We start from the raw sequence: 21623 nt of genomic DNA on the forward strand, positions 1-21623 counted from the left end.
TTATTTAAAAACATTATAAATTAATAGAGCAGTGGTTACAATAGATATCACCCATCCAAGTTGTTGCATCACTTCGCTCTGTATCAGGTTACGTGTTTTCCTGGGGATCGGATCTACCACTACCACGTCATTTTGCATTAATGAGTAATAAGGTGAGGTAAAGAGATCATTGGAAGAGAGATCTACATAGCCCATTTCCCTTTTACCATCAATCTCTCTTACAATTTTTACTTTTTGACGTACTGCATGATCGGTTGTACCACCTGCCAGACCTATTGCCTCTAAAATAGTTACTCTTTCCCCAGGTATCGAAATAGGGCCTTGTTGTTTTACTTCTCCCATTATCAACACTCTTAAGTTTTGAAAACGAACAGCAACCTGGGGGTTGTTCAACATTTCCTTTTTAGCATTTATTCTGGTCCTTATAGTGTCTTCCAGCTGTAATCGTGTCAGACCTTCTGCGCGGATCAATCCTATTTCCGGGTAATTGATATTGCCATATACATCCACCAGGAAAGTATTTGTGCTACCAGCTAAAGTTTGTCCTCCCTGGTTTTGAATCCGGTTAGGGATATTATAAATCTCATCAGCCACTTCCCGGTTGGTACTGGAACTGTAAACAATAATATTCAACATGTCGTTTTTCTGAATCCTTAGTTCCGGAATTTTTACATCACGCAAAATGGTGGAATCATTCACATGCTGCAAATAGTTTGGTAAACGTTTTTCAACATTACAGGATGTCATGAATATAACTCCCAGCAACATACTCCAGTAAAAAACACTTTTCATGTATATATTTTTCAACGATTATTTAATGCTGTCAATTTTGGTTTTGTCTATATATGCCACCAGCTGATAGCCCAGGCTGTTAATGGCTACTTTAACGGTCTTCCTGTTTACATCCAGTACTTGCGCCTCATTATCCATTAAAGGCCCGGCTATGATTTTTACTTTTTGCCCCACCGCTATTTCCAGCGGTGTGATCATTACATTTTCATGCTCATTTAAAAAAGCCTTAATCGCCTGAATCTCTTTGTCCTTCACCACAGCAGGCTTGCCATTCCAATACACAAAATTAATAACACCCAAAACCCTGCGTACATCAGTGTGCTCCGTTTCATCTACCTGTACAAATATATACGACTTAAACAAGGGTTCCTCTACAACCTTAATCCTGTCGCTCCATTTGCGTCTTATCTTATTCAGGGGACAATAGCTTTCAATGCCCTTTTCCGTAAGTAATTTATTTACTTTTTTTTCCCACCTGGGACGGCAATATATGGCATACCATTTTTTTGTCACAGCTATATCGTGGCAGAGCTTCGCCACCTCAGTCACAGTTGCTTTTTGCGACCAAGTAATTTTTATTACTTTATTTGTAAGTTACTCTTCCTTTTTTAACATAGCAATACTAATGCATATATGTTGCGGTCGGCAATATATCATGCGTTATCCGGTTGCAGATTAAGAGGGGCAGAGTAAAAATTAATTATTCCCCGGGTGTCAGTGCCCGGGACATGAATGGGCTTAGGTGGAGGCCCATATTGAATAATCAATTCTGGATACAAAATAAATAATGGTTTAACAAATAGCCCAGGCATAAGCTTGGGTTAAGAATGTGCAAATATATGTGAAGTATGTGACTGGTAAAATAATAATAATAACAGATTTTGAAGGAATTATAAATTCTTTGTCAGGGGTTTTGACTCATGCAAACGGTCCCGTTTTGCATAACATATTGTATACCAGTTAGTGGGCAAATAGCCACTCCGGCCTCATTAAAATCCAGCTTGCCACCTGCCTGGCTTACCCAGCCCGTTTGCCTGGCCGGGTTACCAACCACCAGGGCATAATCAGCCACTGTATGTGTTACCACCGCACCGGCGCCTATTAATGCATAACTGCCTATTGTACAGCCACATATAATAGTAGCATTGGCACCTATACTGGCTCCCTTGCGTACCAGGGTGGGTTTAAATTCCTGCTTGCGCTCTATGAAACTCCTGGGGTTGATCACATTGGTAAAAACCATTGAGGGACCTAAAAAAACATCATCTTCAATAGTTACGCCTTTGTATACCGACACGTTATTCTGAATTTTTACCCCGTTACCAATCACCACCTCATTATCCACAAATACGTTTTGTCCCACAACACAGTTGTTACCCAATACACTGCTACCGCTTATATGACAAAAATGCCACAGTTTAGTGCCGGTACCAATCCTGGCGCCCGTGTCAATTACGGCAGTGGGATGTATAAAAACATTGCTCATATCTGCGAGGTTGGCGGGTATTGGTCAGTCTTTGTAAAGGCATGCTGCAAATACCCGCAAATAAGTAAAATTCAATATTATAAGCATAAAATTAGCGTTTTAATGTATTACATTTAATACTTAAAATTGCCCCATGCCACAGCCACGTTTTTATTCGCTCGATGTTTTCAGAGGCGCTACTGTTTGCCTGATGATCCTGGTAAACAACCCCGGTAGCTGGTCCCATATTTACGATCCGCTGGAACATGCTCCCTGGCATGGGTTAACACCCACCGACCTGGTATTTCCCTTCTTTTTATTTGCCGTGGGTAACGCCATGGCTTTTGTTATGCCCCGCTTACAGGCCCAGGGCGATGCCATCTTCTGGAAAAAAGTAATGAAGCGAACCCTGCTTATTTTCCTGATCGGGCTGTTTTTAAACTGGTGGCCCTTTTTCCGCTGGTCCGAGGGAGAACTTGTTTTTCGCCAATGGGTAAACCCTGAAAATCCCGATAGCGGGGTGCGTATCATGGGCGTACTGCAACGTATTGCTATCTGTTATTTTTTTGCGGCCATCCTGGTTTACTACATTAAACCAGCCCGGGTATTTGTTGTGTCAATGATCCTTTTACTGGCTTATTGGGTAATATGTATGTATGGTAACCCGGCCGATCCCTATAGCCTGGCCGGTTGGTTTGGCACGCAATGGGATATTGCTGTTTTAGGCAAAGCACATATCTATAAAGGAGAAGGGGTGCCTTTTGACCCCGAAGGACTGGCCAGTACATTACCCGCTGTCGTGCAGGTGGTGTTTGGTTACCTGGTGGGTTACTATATCCAGCAAAAATCAAAACAGGTACAGGCGGCAGCATCGGGAAATAGCCAGCTTTACCCTATGATAACGGGCTTATTTGTTATGTCGGTAGCCCTGTTGGTCACCGGCTTTTGCTGGGATACGGTTTTCCCTATCAATAAAAAAATATGGACCAGCTCCTATACCATTTATACTACCGGCCTGGCAATTATGACCATTGCTACCATGATTTATTTAATAGAAGTAAAAGGCATCAAAGGCGGCCTGGCCCGTTTCTTTGATGTGTTCGGCAAAAATGCCTTGTTTGTTTTTGCCCTCAGCGCTTTTCTGCCAAAAGGACTGGCACTTATAAAACTGCCGGATGGTACCAATCCCTGGAACTGGTTATACAAAAAAGTATTGGTACATATTCCCGGTGCACCCGAAAACGGATCATTGGTATATGCCCTTTGCGTCATCACCTTCATGTGGGCCATCTGTTATGTGCTGGATAAAAAGCGGATTTATATTAAGGTATAGGGGATAAGGGATAGGGTATAAGGTTATAAGGTGTGAGGGGAAAGGTGTAGGTAGTGGGGTGTCCCCGTGCAGGCAATCCCGGGCACTGGGCCTGCCCACCATTGCCTGCACGGGGCCGGGCTGTCCGCTGTATCTTTTGCCCCGCACGGCACAGGCTGCCCTGCGCAAAAGGATGCCGCTTCCATCCCTCACCCATTTGCAGCTGTAGTGATTTAAGATATACTATTGTTGATTAAATATTTGCGATGAGATAGCTTTAAATAGCTAAACAGTACACGATGATGATGAGCGAACAGAAAGATGAACGGAGCGTCGCAACATCAGCTCAATCAGGGAGCCGGAGTTGGTAGCATAATAATCACCCAAATGTAAAATTGCCGTTAAAACAACTTTTTATACATGTTGAGAGTCTTATTTACAGCAGTTGTTTTTTACATTTAACAAGAAGTTTTTTCCTTTTAAATTACGATCATGAATAAAATAGCCTTATTAGCAATAACTGTACTGTTGACAACAGGTATAAAAGCACAGGAATGTAACCTGTTTAAGGATGTGGATACCTACTCCAAACAGGAAAAATTATCCACCGGCTTTATTGCCGTGAATGGCGCCACTTTTACCATTGATGCTACCAAAACCGAAATAGATTTCCTGATCACCACTACCAAAGGGGATAAATGTTTTGACAGTAATACCAGCGCTGTTATCTTATTTGCCGATGGCAAACAAAAGTTTACCCTGCGAAACAATGGTACCATGAACTGCGACGGCGATTTTCATGCCGTTGGGCGCAATACTGCTACGGTAATACCTTCTTTTTTACAACGCCTTACCAAACAAAAAGTACAGAAAATTACCATCAAAGGCCGCGATGGTAAGGACATAGAAATTACCCTGAACGAAACCCAGCAACAGCAGTTTTTCGACCTGGCCACCTGTATGGCCGCACAGGCAAAAACATTGGTTAAATAACTAAACGTTAACGAAAGCTGTTGTAAACTTTTTGTTCCTTGGCCGTCATAATAATAAACTATTTATTTATGATAAAAAATTACAAATACAGTCTGCCGGTTTTCTTCAGCGTGGCCTTATTGCTTTTTGTTGCCGATGCCCAGGCGCAACGCCGGTATTACCCCCGCAGCAGGGGAAGGGTAACGGTTTATCACCGTCCGCCGGTAATGGTGCGGCATTATGCTCCGCGCATATATGCTTATAACAGGCCCTTTGTTTCCATCAATTTTGGGGGTATGGGCTACCGCTACCAGCACGGGTATTTTTACCGTCCTATGGGTACCTCTTTCCAGGTGGTTACACCGCCCTTTGGTATCAGGGTAGGCATTTTGCCGGTAGGCTATAGCACTTTTATGATGGGTACGGTTCCTTATTATTACTATAATAATGTGTATTACAGGCAATTGGATAATGAATATGAAGTAGTGGCACCGCCTTTAGGCGCTAGAGTTACTGCACTGCCACCTAAAGCGGCTGTTAAAGTAATTAACGGGGAGAAGTATTATGAACTGGATGGCACTTATTACAGCGAATATATTGATGATAAAGGGAAGTTACGGTACGAAGTAGTGGGCACCGATGGGGTATTGAACACCGGCACTTCTGCGGCTGATGCTGCTGATGCCGTAACCGTGGACGAGCCGGAAATAGGCGACCGTATAAATGACCTGCCCGAAAACTCGAAAGCAGTGGTAATTAAAGGCGAAAAATTGTTCTTAACCCCAGACGGCAAATATTACAAAGAAGTGTTGGAGGGAGAGAAGATCGTGTACGAACTGGTAGGCCAGTAAAGGTTTTAATATAATTTACCGGAGTGTAAAGCACCGAACAGGAGGCACTCAAAAAAAATAAAAACAAAAAGAGGGGAATTTCCCCTCTTTTAATATTTTAACCCGGTCAAGAATGATTAAGCTTGAGCAGCAGTAGCATGTTTAGCTAACTTGCTTTTTAAGTTAGCCGCTTTATTTTTGTGGATCACGCCACGTTTAGCTAATTTATCAATCATGCTGGCTACTTCAGGTAATTTGTCAGTAGCTTCTTTACCAGAAACCGCTTTCAGGTCCCTGATAGCATTACGGGTAGTTTTACCGTAATATCTGTTACGCTCATTTCTCGCTGCTGCTTGACGAGTATCCTTTTTTGTAGCTTTGTGATTAGCCATAATCTAAATTTTGGACGGCAAAGGTAGGGGTTTTTATCAGAATACCACAATAAAAGTACATTTTTTTTGCACCGGCCCCTTATTTTCACCAGATACACAAAATTACAACATTTTAAGCAATGGATATGAAAAGCTTATGATTTGGAAGTCGCAAAACTCCGGGGATAATTTTCGGGAACGATTGCAAAGGTTTTTCGTTCCCAAAAGATGAAAACAGGTTAAAAAATAATGGCTATTTAACTATTATAGAGTTGTTTAAGCAATAGATTTCTTCGATATTTGCAGGTTACAAACTGATATTATTCAAATTGCTCCACAATGAAAGATTTCTCGTATATCACCAACTCTTCGCCGGCCTTTATTGAAAACATGTACAAGGAGTTTTCCAGTAACCCGGAAAGCGTTGATGCTGAGTTTCGCAAGTTTTTTGAGGGTTTTGATTTTGCTGTAAGCCAGGGACTGGAAGGGACTGCCCGCCAGAACGGCCATGCTGCAACTGCCGCACCGGCAGCCAGCGGCGCTGCTTTAACTACCGATGGTGTTGAATGGAAGAAGGAACTGGGCGCTTACCGCCTTATTTTAGGCTACCGGAATAAAGGACACCTGCTGGCCGATACCAACCCCATTCGCCAGCGTAAGGACCGTGGAGCAAATCTTGAGCTTAGCTTTTTTGGCTTTACCGATGCCGATTTAGATAAAAACTTTTTTGCCGGTAACCTGATAGGCCTGGGCACTACCAGCCTTAGGAACATTTTAACGCACCTGCAAAAATGTTATGCGGGACATGTGGGCATTGAGTTCAAATATATCAGCGACCAGAAAAAGGTGGATTGGCTGACCAATGAAATGGAGCGTAACTTCATTAACCCGCTGCCAATTGATAAACAAAAACGTATCCTGGAAAAAATTAACCAGGGCGTGATGTTCGAAAAATTCCTGCATACCAAATATGTAGGCCAGAAACGTTTTTCACTGGAAGGTGGTGAATCCACTATCCCTGCTCTGGATGCGGTGATCAATCAATCTGCTGCCAATGGCGTAAAAGAGGTAGTAATTGGAATGGCGCACCGTGGCCGTTTAAATGTACTGGCCAATATTATGGGTAAAACCTACTCACAAATATTCAGCGAATTTGAAGGTACCGGTGCTGTTGACCAGACCATGGGCAGCGGTGACGTAAAGTACCATATGGGCTTTGGCAGCGAAATTGAAACACCTGCCGGTGATACCATCCATTTAAAATTAATGCCCAACCCTTCACACCTGGAAGCGGTAGACCCTGTTGTATTGGGTTTTGCCCGCAGCAGTGCCAACACTTTACACGATGAAGTGTATGAAAGTGTATTACCCATCTTAATTCATGGTGATGCATCAGTAGCAGGTCAGGGTATTGTGTACGAAATATTACAAATGTCAAAACTGGCCGGTTATTACACCGGCGGTACGGTACATATTGTTATTAATAATCAGATCGGCTTCACCACCGATTTTGATGATGCCCGTAGCTCTGACTACAGCACATCACTGGCTGCTATGGTACAAAGCCCGGTTTTACACGTTAATGGCGATGACCCTGAAGCTGTGGTGAAGTGCGCCGAGATTGCTGCTCGTTTCAGGAGCGAATTCCATTCCGATGTATTTATTGACCTGGTATGTTACCGTAAACATGGTCACAATGAAGGCGATGACCCTAAATTCACACAACCTACTTTATATTCTCTGATTGATAAACATCCTAATCCAAGGGAAGTGTATGTAAAATACCTGATCGATCATGGGGAAAAAGATGTGCAGGAACTGGCTAAGGAAATGGAGAAGAAATTCTGGGCCGACCTGCAGGACCGTTTGGATGAAGTAAAACAAAAACCTTTGCCTTATACTTACCAGCAGCCGGAACTGTGGTGGCGTAATATGGTAAAAGCAACTGGCGAAGATTTTGAAGCATCACCGGTTACGGCCATCAGCGAAGAAGCATTTAACAAGGTGTTTACCGGTATTATGCAATGGCCCGAAGGGTTCAAGCCATTAAGGAAGGTTGAAAAAATTATCCAGGATAAAATAAAATTATTTGATACCGAACAAAAACTGGACTGGGCCTCAGGCGAGTTAATGGCCTATGGCAGTATTGTTGCCGAAGGTAAGGATGTACGTATGAGCGGACAGGATGTTTGCCGTGGTACATTTAGCCATCGTCACGCGGTATTGGTGGATGAGAATAATGAAACGGATTATAACCGTTTAAGCCGCCTGGGCGAGAACGCGGGTAAGTACCGCATTTTTAACTCATTCCTGAGTGAGTATGGTGTATTGGGCTTTGAGTATGGTTTCAGTATGGCCAACCCCAATGCGCTGGTAATATGGGAGGCACAGTTTGGTGATTTTGCCAATGGTGCCCAAATTATCATTGACCAGTTTATTGCAGCCGGTGAACAAAAATGGAACCGCATGAATGGTGTGGTCATGTTATTGCCACATGGTTACGAAGGACAGGGGCCTGAACATAGCAGTGCCCGTATGGAAAGGTTCTTACAGATGTGTGCCGAATATAATATGGTAGTCACCAATATTACTACATCCGCCAATTTCTTCCATGCGTTACGTCGCCAGCTGGCCTGGAATTTCCGTAAGCCATTAATTAACTTCTCGCCAAAAGCCAACCTGCGTCATACTGGTACTTATTCCCGTAAGGAGGAGTTTTTAACAGGTGGTTTTAAAGAAGTAATTGATGATGCTTTTGTAGATAATGCTGCGGATGTAAGCAAGGTATTATTCTGTAGCGGTAAAGTATATTATGACCTGGCCGAACGCCAGGCAAAAGATAACCGTAAAGATGTGGCCCTGGTACGTGTAGAGCAATTATATCCTTTACCGGTAAAACAACTGGAAGCTTTACAGGCAAAATACAATAAAGCCACCTGGTTCTGGGTACAGGAAGAGCCTTTAAATATGGGAGCAGCTTCTTTCTTACAGATGAATTTAAAGAGCATCAACTACGGTGTTATCAGTCGTCAGCCATCGGCTTCTACGGCAACCGGGTATGCAAAAATTCACAAACAGGAGCAGGAAGAAATTGTGGAAACAGCATTCAGCATTTAATAGAACAACACAACTTTTATGTAAAGCCGGACTAAAGTCCGGCTTTTTTATTTTTAATCAATCAGTGATATCGTTAATCAACAGTCGTTGCGAACACTGCATCGTTCCGTTTGTTAATCAGCATTGTGTTACAGCCTGCTTTGTGTATTGTTTTTTTTATGTTGTGGTTTTATTCAGTTTGACGAATAGACAGAAAGGCGTACAAGTGTGCGACGCAACGGAAGCTCAATCAAAGGAGGGACGGTGGTAACAAAAAAAAGTATACAGCTTTAAATTACTGATAAAGCAATATAGAAAACTACACACTATTACGATAACCTAAAACTTTAGACTTTAAACATTAAACAAGTCTGTATCCTGTATTAATTCAGTAAAGGGTTGGTTTCAATTTCTTTAATATCAATGTCATTATAATCCCTGATCACATTGTATAAGGTATCACGTTCAACCGGGCGGCGGCGGGCCTGTTTAATCAGGGTAACCAATTGTGCAGTACTCATGGCGGGTGTTTGCTCTTCCGAGCCGGCCATGGAATATATTTTAGTGGTATCGTCAATGGTACCGTCAATATCGTTTACACCAAATGAAAGTGATAACTGTGCATTTTGACGACCCAGCATAGGCCAGTAGGCTTTCATGTGGGGGAAATTATCCAGGTAAATACGGGCAATGGCATACATCTTCATATCCTCCACCAGGCTGCTTTCCTGTACATGGCTCATATCATTATCACCATTTCTGAATTTTAACGGGATAAAAGTGTTGAAGCCTTTTGTTCTGTCCTGCATATCCCTTAACTGGCGCATATGATCAATACGGTGTTCGTATTTTTCAATATGGCCAAACAGCATGGTGGCATTACTGTGCATACCCAGGTTATGGGCTGCTTCATGTATGGCTAACCAGCCATCCCCATCCACTTTGTCAGCGCATATCTGGTTGCGTACATCGGGATGAAAAATTTCGGCGCCACCACCCGGCAATGAATCCAGGCCTGCTTCGTGTAAATATTGCATGCCTTCGGCCACCGTTTTCTTTGCCTTCCTGAACATATAATCCAGCTCCACGGCAGTAAAGCCTTTTATATGCAGTTCAGGGCGGTGTGCCTTGATCATACGTAATAATTCAGCAAAAAATTCCAGGTTCATTTTAGGGTGTACGCCTCCCACAATATGTACTTCTGTAACAGGTTTGCCATCGTATTTTTTTACAATGTCCATCATCTGGCTAAGGCTCAGTTCCCAGCCTTCGTCACGGTGTGCATATACCCGGCTATAAGAGCAAAAATGACAGGTATATAAACAAACATTGGTCGGCTCAATATGGAAATTCCGGTTAAAGTAGGTAGTGTCGCCATGCATTTTTTCACGGATGGCATTAGCCAGGCTTCCTACAAAAGGCAGGCTGGCCTCCTCAAATAACAATAAAGCATCTTCATCGGTAATACGGGTACCTTGTGCCACTTTAGCAGCAATAGCGGATAGCCCGGGGTGTGACAGGGAAAGGTTTATATTGTCTGTTGCAGATGATAATTGTGCCATACGAATAAAAAATAGATGGTGCAAAGGTACACCCATAAAACAAAAAAACCTCCCGATAGTTCGGGAGGTTTTGCTATTAACACTAAGGTTAATTAGTTTGTTTTAACAATTTTGGTCTCTACCTCTTTACCACCATACCCAATTCTTACAATATAGGTTCCGGCGGGTTTTCCGGTTAAGTCAACCTGTAAAACATTGGCCGTGTTATTACTGTACTCTTTACTCCAAACACGCTGGCCGGAGGAGTTATAAACCGAAACATATTTCAGATCAGCAGGGGCTTGTATAAACCAAACCCGGAACTGTGTGGTAAACGGACTTGGAGAAACAATATACCCGTCAGCTTTTAATCTTTCCGGTAAAGTTCTCGCTGTAATATTTACATTGTCAATAAAAATATTATTGCGGTTGTTGGTGGTGTTGCGGAATACTACCTGCAGGTTGCCGGTTGTAGCGCCGGCAGCAGGTGCCAGGTTTACTTTTTCGGTTCTCCATAAATACGAGCCGTTTGGCGTGTATTCTGTAAACTGCCCGCCGGTATTGGCGTTACCTACCGTTTGTAATGTGTTACCCCATTTTTTGTACACAGAAGTATAAGTGTTACCACAATCTTTGGTGATCAATACTTCAAGGGTATCCGAAGCGGTAGTTGCCGGATCAGCATAATCAATTTTAGTAGCTGATACATCGAAGGTCAGGGTTAATGAATCGGCCTGGCTGTATTCCAGTACCGGAGAGAATAAACCATCTCTCTGGCCATTGCTATAATAGGTAAAGTTCCTTAAGAATGCAGAACCCGTACTGTTATTGCCTGCGCCCGATCTTGCCCAGGTAAGTGCCCCGTCAGGGTTGCCGATGGTCCAGCCTGTTGGCGGGAAGGTAGTGGCTTCAAATCCCTGTACAATACTGTTTTGTACTGTAGTAGCAGTGGCCACTGTCCTGGTAATGGTATCATTTACCAGGTATTGGTCACCCACAATAGCGCCGGCTCCGATAGGATCAAAGCTGTATACTTTAATGGTATTGCTACCCGCATTCAGTGTTGCGGCGGTTAACGCCACATTCATGGTAGTATTTTTAAGGAAGGTAACACCGGTTACTGTTGTTACAACAGGTGTACCGTTATTAACCGTATAAGCCACTTTAAAGCCGGTAATTGTATTGGTACCGTTATTACGCACTATGGCTGTAGGCGTATAATTGGTTCCGCAGGCTACAGGCGGTTCAATGGACTCAACTTTTAGATCACGTTTGAATTTAGGTTCAATATTAATATTGTCAATATAAATATCATTACCATAGGCATTACCGTTCCTGAACTGGAATATAGTTTCAGTGGCTGCGGTAGTGGTCAGGTCAAATACAACCCTTTCTCTTCTCCAGTCGTTGGGGCTAGGTAAATACTGATCTTCAGTACCCGGAAGTACAGTGGCCAGGTCTTCGCCGGTTTTGCTGTAAATAACAGAGAACGTGGTGCCGCAATTACGGGAGGCCAGTACACCCAGGTTATCTACTGATATACCATTTTCATCTTCGTAAGGCTGGTGGGCAACATCAAATGAAATAATTACAGAGTCGGCCCCGTCAGTTTTTACGATCGGTGTTTGTAAGTGGTCAAATAAATAAGTATTTGTTGCGTAATTATAGTTGTTTACCGAGGCCGAGTAACTGCTCGATTTACCATAATTCACTCTCTGCCAGGTAACACCATTATCGGCATTAATACGTAGCCAGCTGGCAGGCGGGAAGGTAGTGCCTTCAAAGCCTTCGCTAACATTTACCTGTTTGGCCGGAACAACAAAGCTTCTTGTTATTTCATTATTAGCCGGTGTACCATCAGTACCGCCTTCAGCAGATAAAGGATCTATACCATAATAACGGATGCTGTTGGATCCGGTAGGGAAGGTAATAGCCGGGAAGGTATGCGTATATGATGCACCGGGAACCAGGGTCTGGTTTACGGCAACTTCTACTGCGGTACCACCATTTAAGGAGTAACCTACTTTAAAGGCAGTAATGGTTTGTCCGCCATTATTGCGTACTGTAAATGTAGGAGAGAAGTTAGACGTACACTCCGTAACCGCCGGCCTGGTAATGGCACTTGCCTGCAGGTCCTTACGTGGTTTTAAGGCAACATTAATATTGTCAATCCACATTACATTACCCCAGTTATTTACATTCCTGATCACAAACTGGAAATTACCGCCTGAGAAAATATTTTGCCCGATAGCAAATGTTCTTCTTCTCCAATCGGCGGGTGTAGGTATAAAAATATTACCGCTACTTCCTGTGGCTATGGCATTACCTGTACCCTGGAAAAGGGTAGTATAACTTGCACCACAGTTGTTGGTTACCAGTATTTGTAATTCATCCGAAATACTGCCAAAAATATCAGCATAGAATTTATAGGCCAGGTCAAATGACAGGTAAATAGAATCGGTGGCTAATAGGCCTGTATTTAAAAAGGTGGGTGTTAAAAGATCATCAAAAGTTCCAACTGCGTCTTGATTATAGTTATCAGCAGCAGCAGCTCCGGTACCTGTACCTCCTGTACCTGGTGTAGCCCATATCCATTCCAGTGCATCATTATCAGGATTGCTGATCGTGAAGCCCGGGTTTAAAAAGACAGTCTCAAAATCATTGGAAGCGGGTAATGTCTGTGGATCTACCCTTGTTACCGATACGGTGGACGTATCGTTGGCCGGGTTGGCATCTACCAGGTTATTGGGTAAGGTAGAATGAATTTTAATTACCGAGGTGCCGCTGGGCAATGTTATTACAGGTAAAGTAATATTGGCTGTTTGTCCCTGGGCTAAAGGTGTACCTGCGGTCCAGGCAAAAGGAGAGCCTACGGCTGTGCCATTTACCCTTACAACGATAGCGGCACTGGATAAGGCATTACTACCCATATTCATAATAGTTACCTGGGGTGCTACTGTTGTACCACAGGCAAAAGTAGAACCGTTGGCAGGTGTAATAATAGCAGAAATACGGGCATCGTTTCCGGCAGCTGGTGGTGGCGGATTATACGCTAATGAGCTCAGTAACGGACCCCGGTCTGGAGAATTGAAAGCATCTTCCATACGGGTGTTTTGCCCTTGGGTAAACATTACCAGGGCTATGTCATCACAATAATCCATGAAATTCTGGTACATTACACCTGGTGCAGCAGGACTACAAACATCTGTCTTAACAACACCTACCCCTGTAGGATCGGGATTGCCAAAATTCATCACACACTGGTTGGGGGTATCTGCTACAAGGTCGCTACCGTTACAGCTATTTGCTGTACATTGATCAAAGTTGGCGCCGGTGCCGTCATCACCCCAGATATGACGTAAGTTTAAAAAGTGCCCTAACTCGTGGGTAGTTGTTCTGCCTTTATTAAATTGAGGATATAGATAACTGGCATTTGAGCCAAAAGCACGGTAATCACATAAAAAACCGTGTAAGGCCAAAGGACGCGGGTCTCCGGGAAATACCGAAATACCTAATAAACCGCCGGTCAGTTCAGCAACCCACAGGTTTAAATATTTAGTACCATCCCAGGCATCTAAACCACCGTTGGCCGTACGTTTTGCATTATCGGCAGTTCCCGAACTGAACGTAATGCTATTGGTTCTGCGTTCGATGCCGGTTGTTGGAAAGCCGTTGGGATCGGTTTTGGCTAAAATAAAAGTAATACCCATTTTGCCATACACAGGTTTAAAGGCAGCAGGTATACGAACACTGTCAGCATTTTTACCATTGTAGTCAACATTCAGGGTATCGATTTGCGATTGCAGAATAGCATCGGTTACCTGTGCCTGTAAAGCGGCACTGCCAATAACGTGTATTACCACTGCTACGGTATCTTCCAGGGCTGTAACCCGGGAGGTTTCCCTTCTTTGCCTGGAAATTTCGGCCAGCCTGCGCTGGTTGGCTTCAAATTGTGCTTTAAAGGCAGGGTTTTGTTTGAATAGTTGCTCGTAGGCTTCAGTGGTACCGCATCGTTGCAAAGTACCGGGAGGGGTATTCCTTGATGCAACAACAGCACTTTTCTCTTCTGCACTTATACGTGCTTTTGGTGTGGTTTGACCAAAAGTCACCTGCATGCCAAAAAACAAAAATCCTGCCGCTAGTAAAAGGGTAAATTTTTTCAAAGCAGTATAGTTTAGGTTACAAAAAATTCTAATAAGCATCACAATAATACTGAAATAAAAAAACAACCCGAAAAAAATGTTAAATTATATTCATATATAATACCTGGTTTTTTGCAGCTTTTTGCGGCCTTTGTATGATAAGATTTTCAATTTTTCTCAGGTTGATACATTTTCCTATCTTTCGCTAACCATTGCTTGACATATATACCTGATTAACAGCTAAAAAACATGTATGAATATTAAATACCGCCTGACTTTTCTTAGTTTTTTCCAGTTTTTTGTATGGGGAGCCTGGCTTACCACACTGGGTTCTTATGGATTTGGGTATAAGTCCTGGACGGGCGAACAATTCGGTGCAGTATTTTCCACCTTGGGTATTGGTTCACTGATCATGCCGGCAGTGATCGGCATTATTGCTGATAAATGGGTGAATGCCGAAAAGTTATATGGTATCTTACATATATTATACGGCGTTACGCTTTTTGTATTACCGGCTATTGATGTGCCCAATACTTTTTTCTGGATGTTGTTATTGAGCATGTGTTTTTACATGCCTACCATTTCTTTATCCAACTCTTTATCTTACCGCATACTGAAGGATAATCATTATGATGTTATTAAAGTGTTTCCACCTATACGTGTATGGGGCACCATCGGTTTTATAGCGGCCATGTGGATCACCAATTTAGTGAGCGATCCACAATCACCACTGGAAATTGGTAAAGCCTTGGGCGAAAAAATTGCGGCAATCACCGGCTATGGCATCAATGCCAACCAGTTTTATATTGCGGGCACTTTTGCTTTGGTATTAGGCCTGTATTCATTTACATTACCCAAATGTCCTCCCAAAAAAGAAGCTAATCCGAATGCATCATTAGCCGAGTTATTAGGCTTGAACGCCTTTCGCTTACTGAGCAATTATAAAATGTTGCTTTTCTTTTTATTCTCCATGTTTTTGGGTGCCGCCTTACAGTTAACCAATATGTATGGTGATACTTATTTAAAGGATTTTGAAAATATTCCGCAATACGCCGATTCTTTCGTGGTAAAATATTCCACGATGATCATATCCATTTCGCAGATATCGGAAACATTGTTCATCCTGGCCATACCTTTTTTCTTAAAGCGGTATGGTATTAAAAAGGTAATGCTTATTTCCATGTTTGCATGGGTATTACGTTTTGGGCTGTTCTCCTTTGGCAACCCGGAAACAGGGCTGTGGATGATCATACTCTCCAATATTGTGTACGGTATGGCTTTCGATTTCTTTAATATATCCGGTTCCCTGTTTGTTGAAACAACTACCGATTCAAAGATCAGGGCATCGGCCCAGGGCTTGTTTATGATGATGACCAATGGCTTTGGCGCTATTATGGGAAGTATCGTCAGCGGATGGATGATCGACCGGTATTTTACTTTATCAACTGGCAAGGACTGGCATGGTATCTGGCTGGTGTTTACTGTATATGCATTGGTGATTGCTGTATTGTTTGCTATATTATTTAAGCATAAACACAACGTAGATGCTGCAAAGAATTTCTCGCATTAACCGGTCTGTTTCAGCATGGTCAACTGCAAATAAAAAAGCTACTGGATACCAGTAGCTTTTTAAATATATTGAACAGCGATAATTAGATATGTGCTTCAATTTTTTTCACAAAATTTCCTTTAGGCTGTGCACCTACTAATTTATCTACCACTTCACCGTTCTTTATAAATAAGATGGCAGGAATAGAGGTAATACCATAATCAACAGATATCTGCGGGTTGTTATCCACGTTTACCTTACCAATGTTTACTTTACCGTCGTATTCTTTGGCAAGCTCCTCAATTACCGGGCCTATTGCACGGCAGGGGCCACACCATTCTGCCCAAAAATCAACTACATTTAGTTTGTCAGATGCCAATACTTCGGTTTGAAAGTTAGCATCGTTAAATTCCTTAGCCATTGTATAATATTTGTTTTATTGTTTGTAAATGAAGTACAAATTTAATTCCGTAATTAATAACAGGTATAGTTGGCAGAAAGTTGTGTAAAACTTGTCATTATTGCACGTAATACCTTCATTTAGCGGTTAACCTGTCGTGTAAAACTTTAATTTTTAACATATTACCCTGCCGCGTTTAAACCGGCGTGGGAATTATTTGTACATCCAGGTAATCGTTCTCCCGGATAAAGCTGATGAACTCATCGTTCATATCCAGGCCATTACTACCGCTCAGCAAACATATCTTCAGTTTTGCGGCCGGGTCGGCAATGTAAAACTGGAAACTGGCCGAGCCCGGGTTTTGTCTCCGATTATTTACCAGAAAATCAACCATCTCCCGGGTTATATGCCGCGGGTGAGCTGATATATTAATTTGTTTGGTCTGGGTTTTCTTTAATGTTTCCGCCAGGCTAATGGTATTGATCTTAAACTCGTACTGCTCCTGGTTAAACCTCGATTTAAAGAAGCCGGTGATGTATACGGCGGTACCCTGCTCCAGGAAAGGGGCCAGCTTTAAGTATTCTTCCCGGAATAAGGCAATTTCCGTTTTACCCGAATAATCCTCCAGGGTAAAACGTCCCCATTTATTCCCGTTTTGTGCTACGCGGTGATCGGCACCTACCACCAGCGCAATTAGTTTAAACAGCTTTCCCTTATTGCTTTGCAGGGAAATACTATCCCTGAACTCGTTCAGGTCCACAATATTGGTAATGCCGTAGTGTTGTTTTTCAAACAAATAATGGTCCAGCGGGTGGCCGCTTAAAAACATACCGGTCACTGTTTTTTCATAATCCAGTTGTTCGGTTAACGACCAGGGGGCACAATCCGATAGTTTGGGCTGGGGTATATCCATTGCCGTGTCCATATCCCCGAAAAGGGTATTGGTGGTAGTGGCCTGCTGATTGGCCAAAACCTGCCCGTATTTAATAATTTTTTCCAGGTTGTTTACCGATTCGCCAACACCGGTATGAAAATACTGTCCCCTGTGTACATCAGTAAAGCAATCAAAAGCGCCGGCATATACCAGGCATTCCAGTGTTTTTTTGTTTACCGTACGCTGGTTAACCCGGGTAATAAAATCAAAAATATCTTTGTATTCTCCTGCTTCACGGTCGTTAATAATACTTTCAATGGCTGCCTCGCCCACACCTTTTAAACCGCCCAGGCCAAAACGTATTTCGCCTGCCTTGTTCACGGCAAAACCTTTTAAGGACTCGTTAATATCAGGCCCCAGTACTTTAATGCCCATACGTTTACACTCTTCCATAAAGAAGGTGGTTTTGGTAATATCGCCGGCGTTGTTTAATACGGCCGACATATATTCACCGGGGTAGTGGGCCTTTAAGTAAGCTGTTTGGTACGCTACAAAGGCATAACAGGTACTGTGCGATTTGTTAAAGGCATACTGGGCAAAGGCTTTCCAGTCATTCCATATTTTGGTAAGCTTATCCGCAGGATGGTTACGGGCCGTGGCACCTTCCACAAACTGCTTTTCCATTTTGTCCAGTACCGCAATTTGTTTTTTACCCATGGCCTTACGTAATACGTCGGCATCACCCTTACTAAAGCCGGCCAGTTTTTGTGCCAGCAACATTACCTGTTCCTGGTATACGGTAATACCATAGGTTTCCTGCAGGTATTCTTCCATCTCCGGCAGGTCATACTCTATTTTCTCCCGGCCGTGTTTACGGTCAATAAAGTTGGGTATATAGGCCAGCGGTCCCGGACGATACAGGGCGTTCATGGCAATAAGGTCAGCAAACTGGTCGGGCTTCAGGTCACGCAGGTATTTCTGCATGCCCACACTCTCAAACTGGAAAGTACCAATGGTCGCACCCTGCTGGTATAGTTCAAAAGTTTTCGCATCGTCTAAGGGTATATTGTCTATCTCTATCTCAATACCGTGATTCTGCTTAATTAAAGCCAGTGCGTTTTTAATAATGGTAAGGGTTTTAAGCCCTAAAAAGTCCATCTTAATTACACCCGCTTCTTCAATCACACTACCTTCGATCTGTGTTACCCATAAGGATGAGTCCTTGGCCGTAGCTACGGGCAAAAGATCGGTGAGGTCCTTTGGTGCAATGATAATACCGGCAGCGTGTATACCGGTATTACGTACCGATCCTTCCAGTCTTTCGGCCTCATGTAATACCCTGCCTGCTAATGTATTTTCCTGGTTATAAACCTCTCTTAATTTTTTAACAATCTCAATATCTTCACTTTGCAAACCATCTTTTTCTTCTAATGATTTTTCCCCGTCTTTCGCACGTAAAGGCGCATGCAATACACGGTGCAGTTTAATACCCGGTTTTTCCGGAACCATTTTGGCCAGGGCATTGGATTCGTTCAACGGAAGGTCCATTACACGGGCTACGTCCTTGATACTCATTTTGGCGGCCATGGTACCATAGGTGATGATCTGTGCCACCTGGTTTTTGCCATATTTGTCCACCACATAGTCAATTACTTTCTGCCGGCCCTCATCATCAAAGTCGGTATCAATATCCGGCATTGATTTACGGTCGGGGTTTAAAAACCTTTCAAAAAGCAGGTTATACTTTACCGGGTCAATATTGGTAATGCCAATACAATAGGCTACTACCGATCCGGCTGCCGATCCACGCCCGGGGCCTATAAATACACCCAGGTCACGGCCGGCTTTAATAAAGTCACTCACAATTAAAAAGTAACCGGCAAACCCCATGGTTTTAATGGTGAACAGCTCAAAGTCTATCCTTTCCTGTATCTCGGGGGTAAGATCGCTATACCTTTCTTTAGCACCGGTGTAGGTAATATGTTTTAAATACTCCCACTGGTTATTAACCTCGGGGGTAATAATATCTTTCCCTATCACTTCGGCAGTAGTATGTAACTGGAACTCTTTGGGAATGGGGAAGGCCGGCAGCAGAATATCTTTCTTCAGGTTCAGCAGGTCTATTTTGCCAACAATTTCATTGGTATTATCAATGGCCTGCGGCAGGTCTTTAAAAATACTCGTCATTTCGGCGGTATTCTTAAAATAAAACTGGTCATTAGGAAAGGCGAAGCGTTTATTCTTCATCTGCATATCGTCATCCGTAAACTCACGCATGGCCGGTGTGTTAATTTTTTCACCGGTATTAATACACAATAAAATATCGTGTGCATTAAAATCATCCTGGTCTACATAATGCGAGTCGTTACTGGCAATAATTTTTACATTATACTTATGCGCAAATTTTACCAGTACATCATTTACTTTATCCTGTTCGGCCATACCATGGCGTTGCAGTTCCACATAAAAATCTTCGCCAAAAATATCTAGCCACCATTTGAACTCTTTTTCTGCTTCTTCCATATCGCCGCGTAAAATGGCCTGCGGCACCATGGCGCCCAGGCAGCATGTAGTGGCAATAAGGCCGTCGTGGTATTCCAGTATCAGTTCTTTATCAATACGCGGGTACTTACCATACATACCTTCAATAAAACCATAGGAGGTAAGTTTGGTCAGGTTACGGTAACCAATTTCGTTTTTGGCCAAAAAGATCTGGTGGTAACGTTTGTCTTTTACCTCTTTTGTAAAGGTTTTAACGTGCCTGTCGGCGGTAACATAAAACTCGCAACCTACTACGGGTTTTACTTTCAGGCTGCCATCGGCATTTTTATGTTTATAGGCTTCGGATACAAACTGGAAAACGCCGAACATATTACCATGGTCGCTGATGGCCAGGGCGGGCATGCCATCGGCAATGGCCTTTTTATACAGGTTATCAATGGATGCTGCACCGTCCAGCAGTGAATATTGTGTATGTACGTGTAAATGAGAAAATTGCATAAAAAAATCTTACAAAATCGATCTATATAATGACAAAAAAACCGGTGCTAAGTTCATTTTTTATCATTGGTTTGGCAACAAAAGTTATACAGCAGGATGTGCTTAAATTTTGTAGATTATCTGTATGTTTTTATACTTAAAAGGGGCTGCCGGCACTGGTAACTCCGGTCAGCTTCAGTTCCCGCTGCTCCGGGCTCCGCTGACGCTCCGGTGCTTCGCGTTGCTGCGCACTAAACCCTGCGCATCGGGCAGCCTTTGGGCTGTATATCAAATATTATCCGGGGTTATATCATGCCACCTAAGGAAGCATCTCCTGCACTGGGAAGGCTGAAACCGAGAAAGACGCACTTACCTGGTAAAAACTATAACCTTCAGAACGGAAGATTGGCCAATACGTATTCAAGGGAAACAGGAACAACGCCATTATGATTTTTCCCCTGGTGTTCCTGGTATGTGTATCGTAAATTTCTGTAATTTCTGCTATTGATACTATCCCGCATATCCCGGGAGCTGTATAGTACTTTGTTTATCCATTCCATGGTCCCGCAGGAATGATACAAATTCCCAGTGATTTTTTTGTTTTGCAGGTAAAACAATTTTTCCTGCTCAAAGTAATTGCGATAGTTTGCCCATAGAGAAGGGCTTAACGCCACATAGTTGGTGAAAATGGCGGGTTGGTTTAATAAGCAATAAAAACTGAAAAGGCCACCAAAGGAATGACCAATGATGGTGTACCGTTTATTGGTATTAAATTGTTGTTCCAGCAAAGGAATCAATTCCTGTGATAAAAATGAGTAAAAAACATCTGCATGACCAAAATTTTCGTCACTATTAATCGTTGTATCACCGTCTTCCACAACGGGCGGTATAAAATCCCTACGTCTTAATACCCTGTAGTTTCCAATATGACCTATACCGACAAAAATTACATTTTCTAGGTTTTGCTGGTAGACGGGTAATTTAATTTGTTCCCTTAGTTCTTTGCCCATTTTTAGATTGGCATCCATGTATAAAGCAATACTATATTCTTTACTCTGTTTAAAGCCGGGCGGCAGGTCAATGTATAGCTCAAAGCTGTCCTTCACCAGATCGGAAAATATAGTTTGAGAAGTGAAGTCTCTTTTGGGGGAACAGGCCAGCAATAGCGCGGGTACTAGTAGAATTGACAAGGCATACACCAGTAGTTTGAAATATGCTTTGTTAGTATTACTGTGTGATGGCATCATATGTGGTTACACTTTCGGTAACCTAAAAATAGGAGTTTATTCTATTGATTCGA

General features: G+C 42.8%; 14 protein-coding genes. 5 read left to right on the plus strand and 9 right to left on the minus strand.

Annotation, left to right across the window (positions count from 1 at the left end; translation table 11 throughout):
• The 3 genes from ACFS6H_RS06875 to ACFS6H_RS06885 all read right to left on the minus strand — a co-directional run bounded on the left by ACFS6H_RS06875 (nucleotide 1) and on the right by ACFS6H_RS06885 (nucleotide 2278).
• Complete coding sequence (locus ACFS6H_RS06875) at nucleotides 1-792, minus strand: polysaccharide biosynthesis/export family protein (protein WP_386096589.1); 792 nt, start codon at nucleotides 790-792, stop codon at nucleotides 1-3.
• Between the two features lie 18 nt (nucleotides 793-810).
• Nucleotides 811-1341, minus strand: a complete 531-nt coding sequence (gene nusG, locus ACFS6H_RS06880; RefSeq protein WP_386096591.1) for a transcription termination/antitermination protein NusG — start codon at nucleotides 1339-1341, stop codon at nucleotides 811-813.
• A gap of 355 nt (nucleotides 1342-1696) precedes the next feature.
• A complete protein-coding gene (locus ACFS6H_RS06885) occupies nucleotides 1697-2278 on the minus strand; it encodes an acyltransferase (protein WP_386096593.1) in 582 nt (193 codons plus the stop codon).
• A 133-nt stretch (nucleotides 2279-2411) separates the two neighbouring features.
• On the opposite strand from ACFS6H_RS06885, the gene ACFS6H_RS06890 reads away from it, so the two are divergent.
• From ACFS6H_RS06890 to ACFS6H_RS06900, 3 genes are all read left to right on the plus strand, one after another.
• Complete coding sequence (locus ACFS6H_RS06890) at nucleotides 2412-3590, plus strand: acyltransferase family protein (protein WP_386096595.1); 1179 nt, start codon at nucleotides 2412-2414, stop codon at nucleotides 3588-3590.
• A gap of 471 nt (nucleotides 3591-4061) precedes the next feature.
• Nucleotides 4062-4562 carry a hypothetical protein gene (locus ACFS6H_RS06895; RefSeq protein WP_386096597.1) on the plus strand — a complete coding sequence of 167 codons (501 nt, stop codon included), beginning with the start codon at nucleotides 4062-4064 and terminating at the stop codon, nucleotides 4560-4562.
• Between the two features lie 68 nt (nucleotides 4563-4630).
• Nucleotides 4631-5392 carry a DUF6515 family protein gene (locus ACFS6H_RS06900; protein WP_386096599.1) on the plus strand — a complete coding sequence of 254 codons (762 nt, stop codon included), beginning with the start codon at nucleotides 4631-4633 and terminating at the stop codon, nucleotides 5390-5392.
• A 116-nt stretch (nucleotides 5393-5508) separates the two neighbouring features.
• On the opposite strand, the gene rpsT is transcribed toward ACFS6H_RS06900, so the two are convergent.
• Nucleotides 5509-5763 (minus strand): 30S ribosomal protein S20, encoded by a 255-nt coding sequence (gene rpsT, locus ACFS6H_RS06905; RefSeq protein WP_386096601.1) that lies wholly within the window; start codon nucleotides 5761-5763, stop codon nucleotides 5509-5511.
• 318 nt (nucleotides 5764-6081) lie between these two features.
• Here rpsT and ACFS6H_RS06910 point away from each other — a divergent pair, with 318 nt between their 5' ends.
• A complete protein-coding gene (locus ACFS6H_RS06910) occupies nucleotides 6082-8859 on the plus strand; it encodes a 2-oxoglutarate dehydrogenase E1 component (protein WP_386096603.1) in 2778 nt (925 codons plus the stop codon).
• Nucleotides 8860-9221: 362 nt separating this feature from the next.
• Here ACFS6H_RS06910 and mqnE read toward each other — a convergent pair whose 3' ends face one another.
• Both mqnE and ACFS6H_RS06920 read right to left on the minus strand, forming a co-directional pair.
• On the minus strand, nucleotides 9222-10400 hold the full coding sequence (mqnE, locus tag ACFS6H_RS06915; RefSeq protein WP_386096605.1) for an aminofutalosine synthase MqnE: 1179 nt from the start codon (nucleotides 10398-10400) through the stop codon (nucleotides 9222-9224).
• Nucleotides 10401-10492: 92 nt separating this feature from the next.
• Nucleotides 10493-14542: a choice-of-anchor J domain-containing protein gene (locus ACFS6H_RS06920; RefSeq protein WP_386096607.1), complete on the minus strand. Its 4050-nt coding sequence runs from the start codon at nucleotides 14540-14542 to the stop codon at nucleotides 10493-10495.
• A gap of 232 nt (nucleotides 14543-14774) precedes the next feature.
• Between ACFS6H_RS06920 and ACFS6H_RS06925 the strand changes: the two genes are divergently transcribed.
• Complete coding sequence (locus tag ACFS6H_RS06925) at nucleotides 14775-16091, plus strand: nucleoside permease (protein ID WP_386096609.1); 1317 nt, start codon at nucleotides 14775-14777, stop codon at nucleotides 16089-16091.
• An 82-nt stretch (nucleotides 16092-16173) separates the two neighbouring features.
• On the opposite strand, the gene trxA is transcribed toward ACFS6H_RS06925, so the two are convergent.
• The 3 genes from trxA to ACFS6H_RS06940 all read right to left on the minus strand — a co-directional run bounded on the left by trxA (nucleotide 16174) and on the right by ACFS6H_RS06940 (nucleotide 21513).
• Complete coding sequence (trxA, locus tag ACFS6H_RS06930; RefSeq protein ID WP_386096611.1) at nucleotides 16174-16491, minus strand: thioredoxin; 318 nt, start codon at nucleotides 16489-16491, stop codon at nucleotides 16174-16176.
• Between the two features lie 175 nt (nucleotides 16492-16666).
• Entirely contained in the window at nucleotides 16667-20344 is a 3678-nt protein-coding gene (gene dnaE / locus ACFS6H_RS06935) for a DNA polymerase III subunit alpha (RefSeq protein ID WP_386096613.1), read from the minus strand.
• Between the two features lie 371 nt (nucleotides 20345-20715).
• Entirely contained in the window at nucleotides 20716-21513 is a 798-nt protein-coding gene (locus tag ACFS6H_RS06940; protein ID WP_386096615.1) for an alpha/beta hydrolase, read from the minus strand.
• Between the last annotated feature and the right edge of the window lie 110 nt (nucleotides 21514-21623).

It is taken from the genome of Terrimonas rubra, assembly GCF_042686025.1.
In the GTDB taxonomy this organism is placed as follows: domain Bacteria; phylum Bacteroidota; class Bacteroidia; order Chitinophagales; family Chitinophagaceae; genus Terrimonas; species Terrimonas rubra.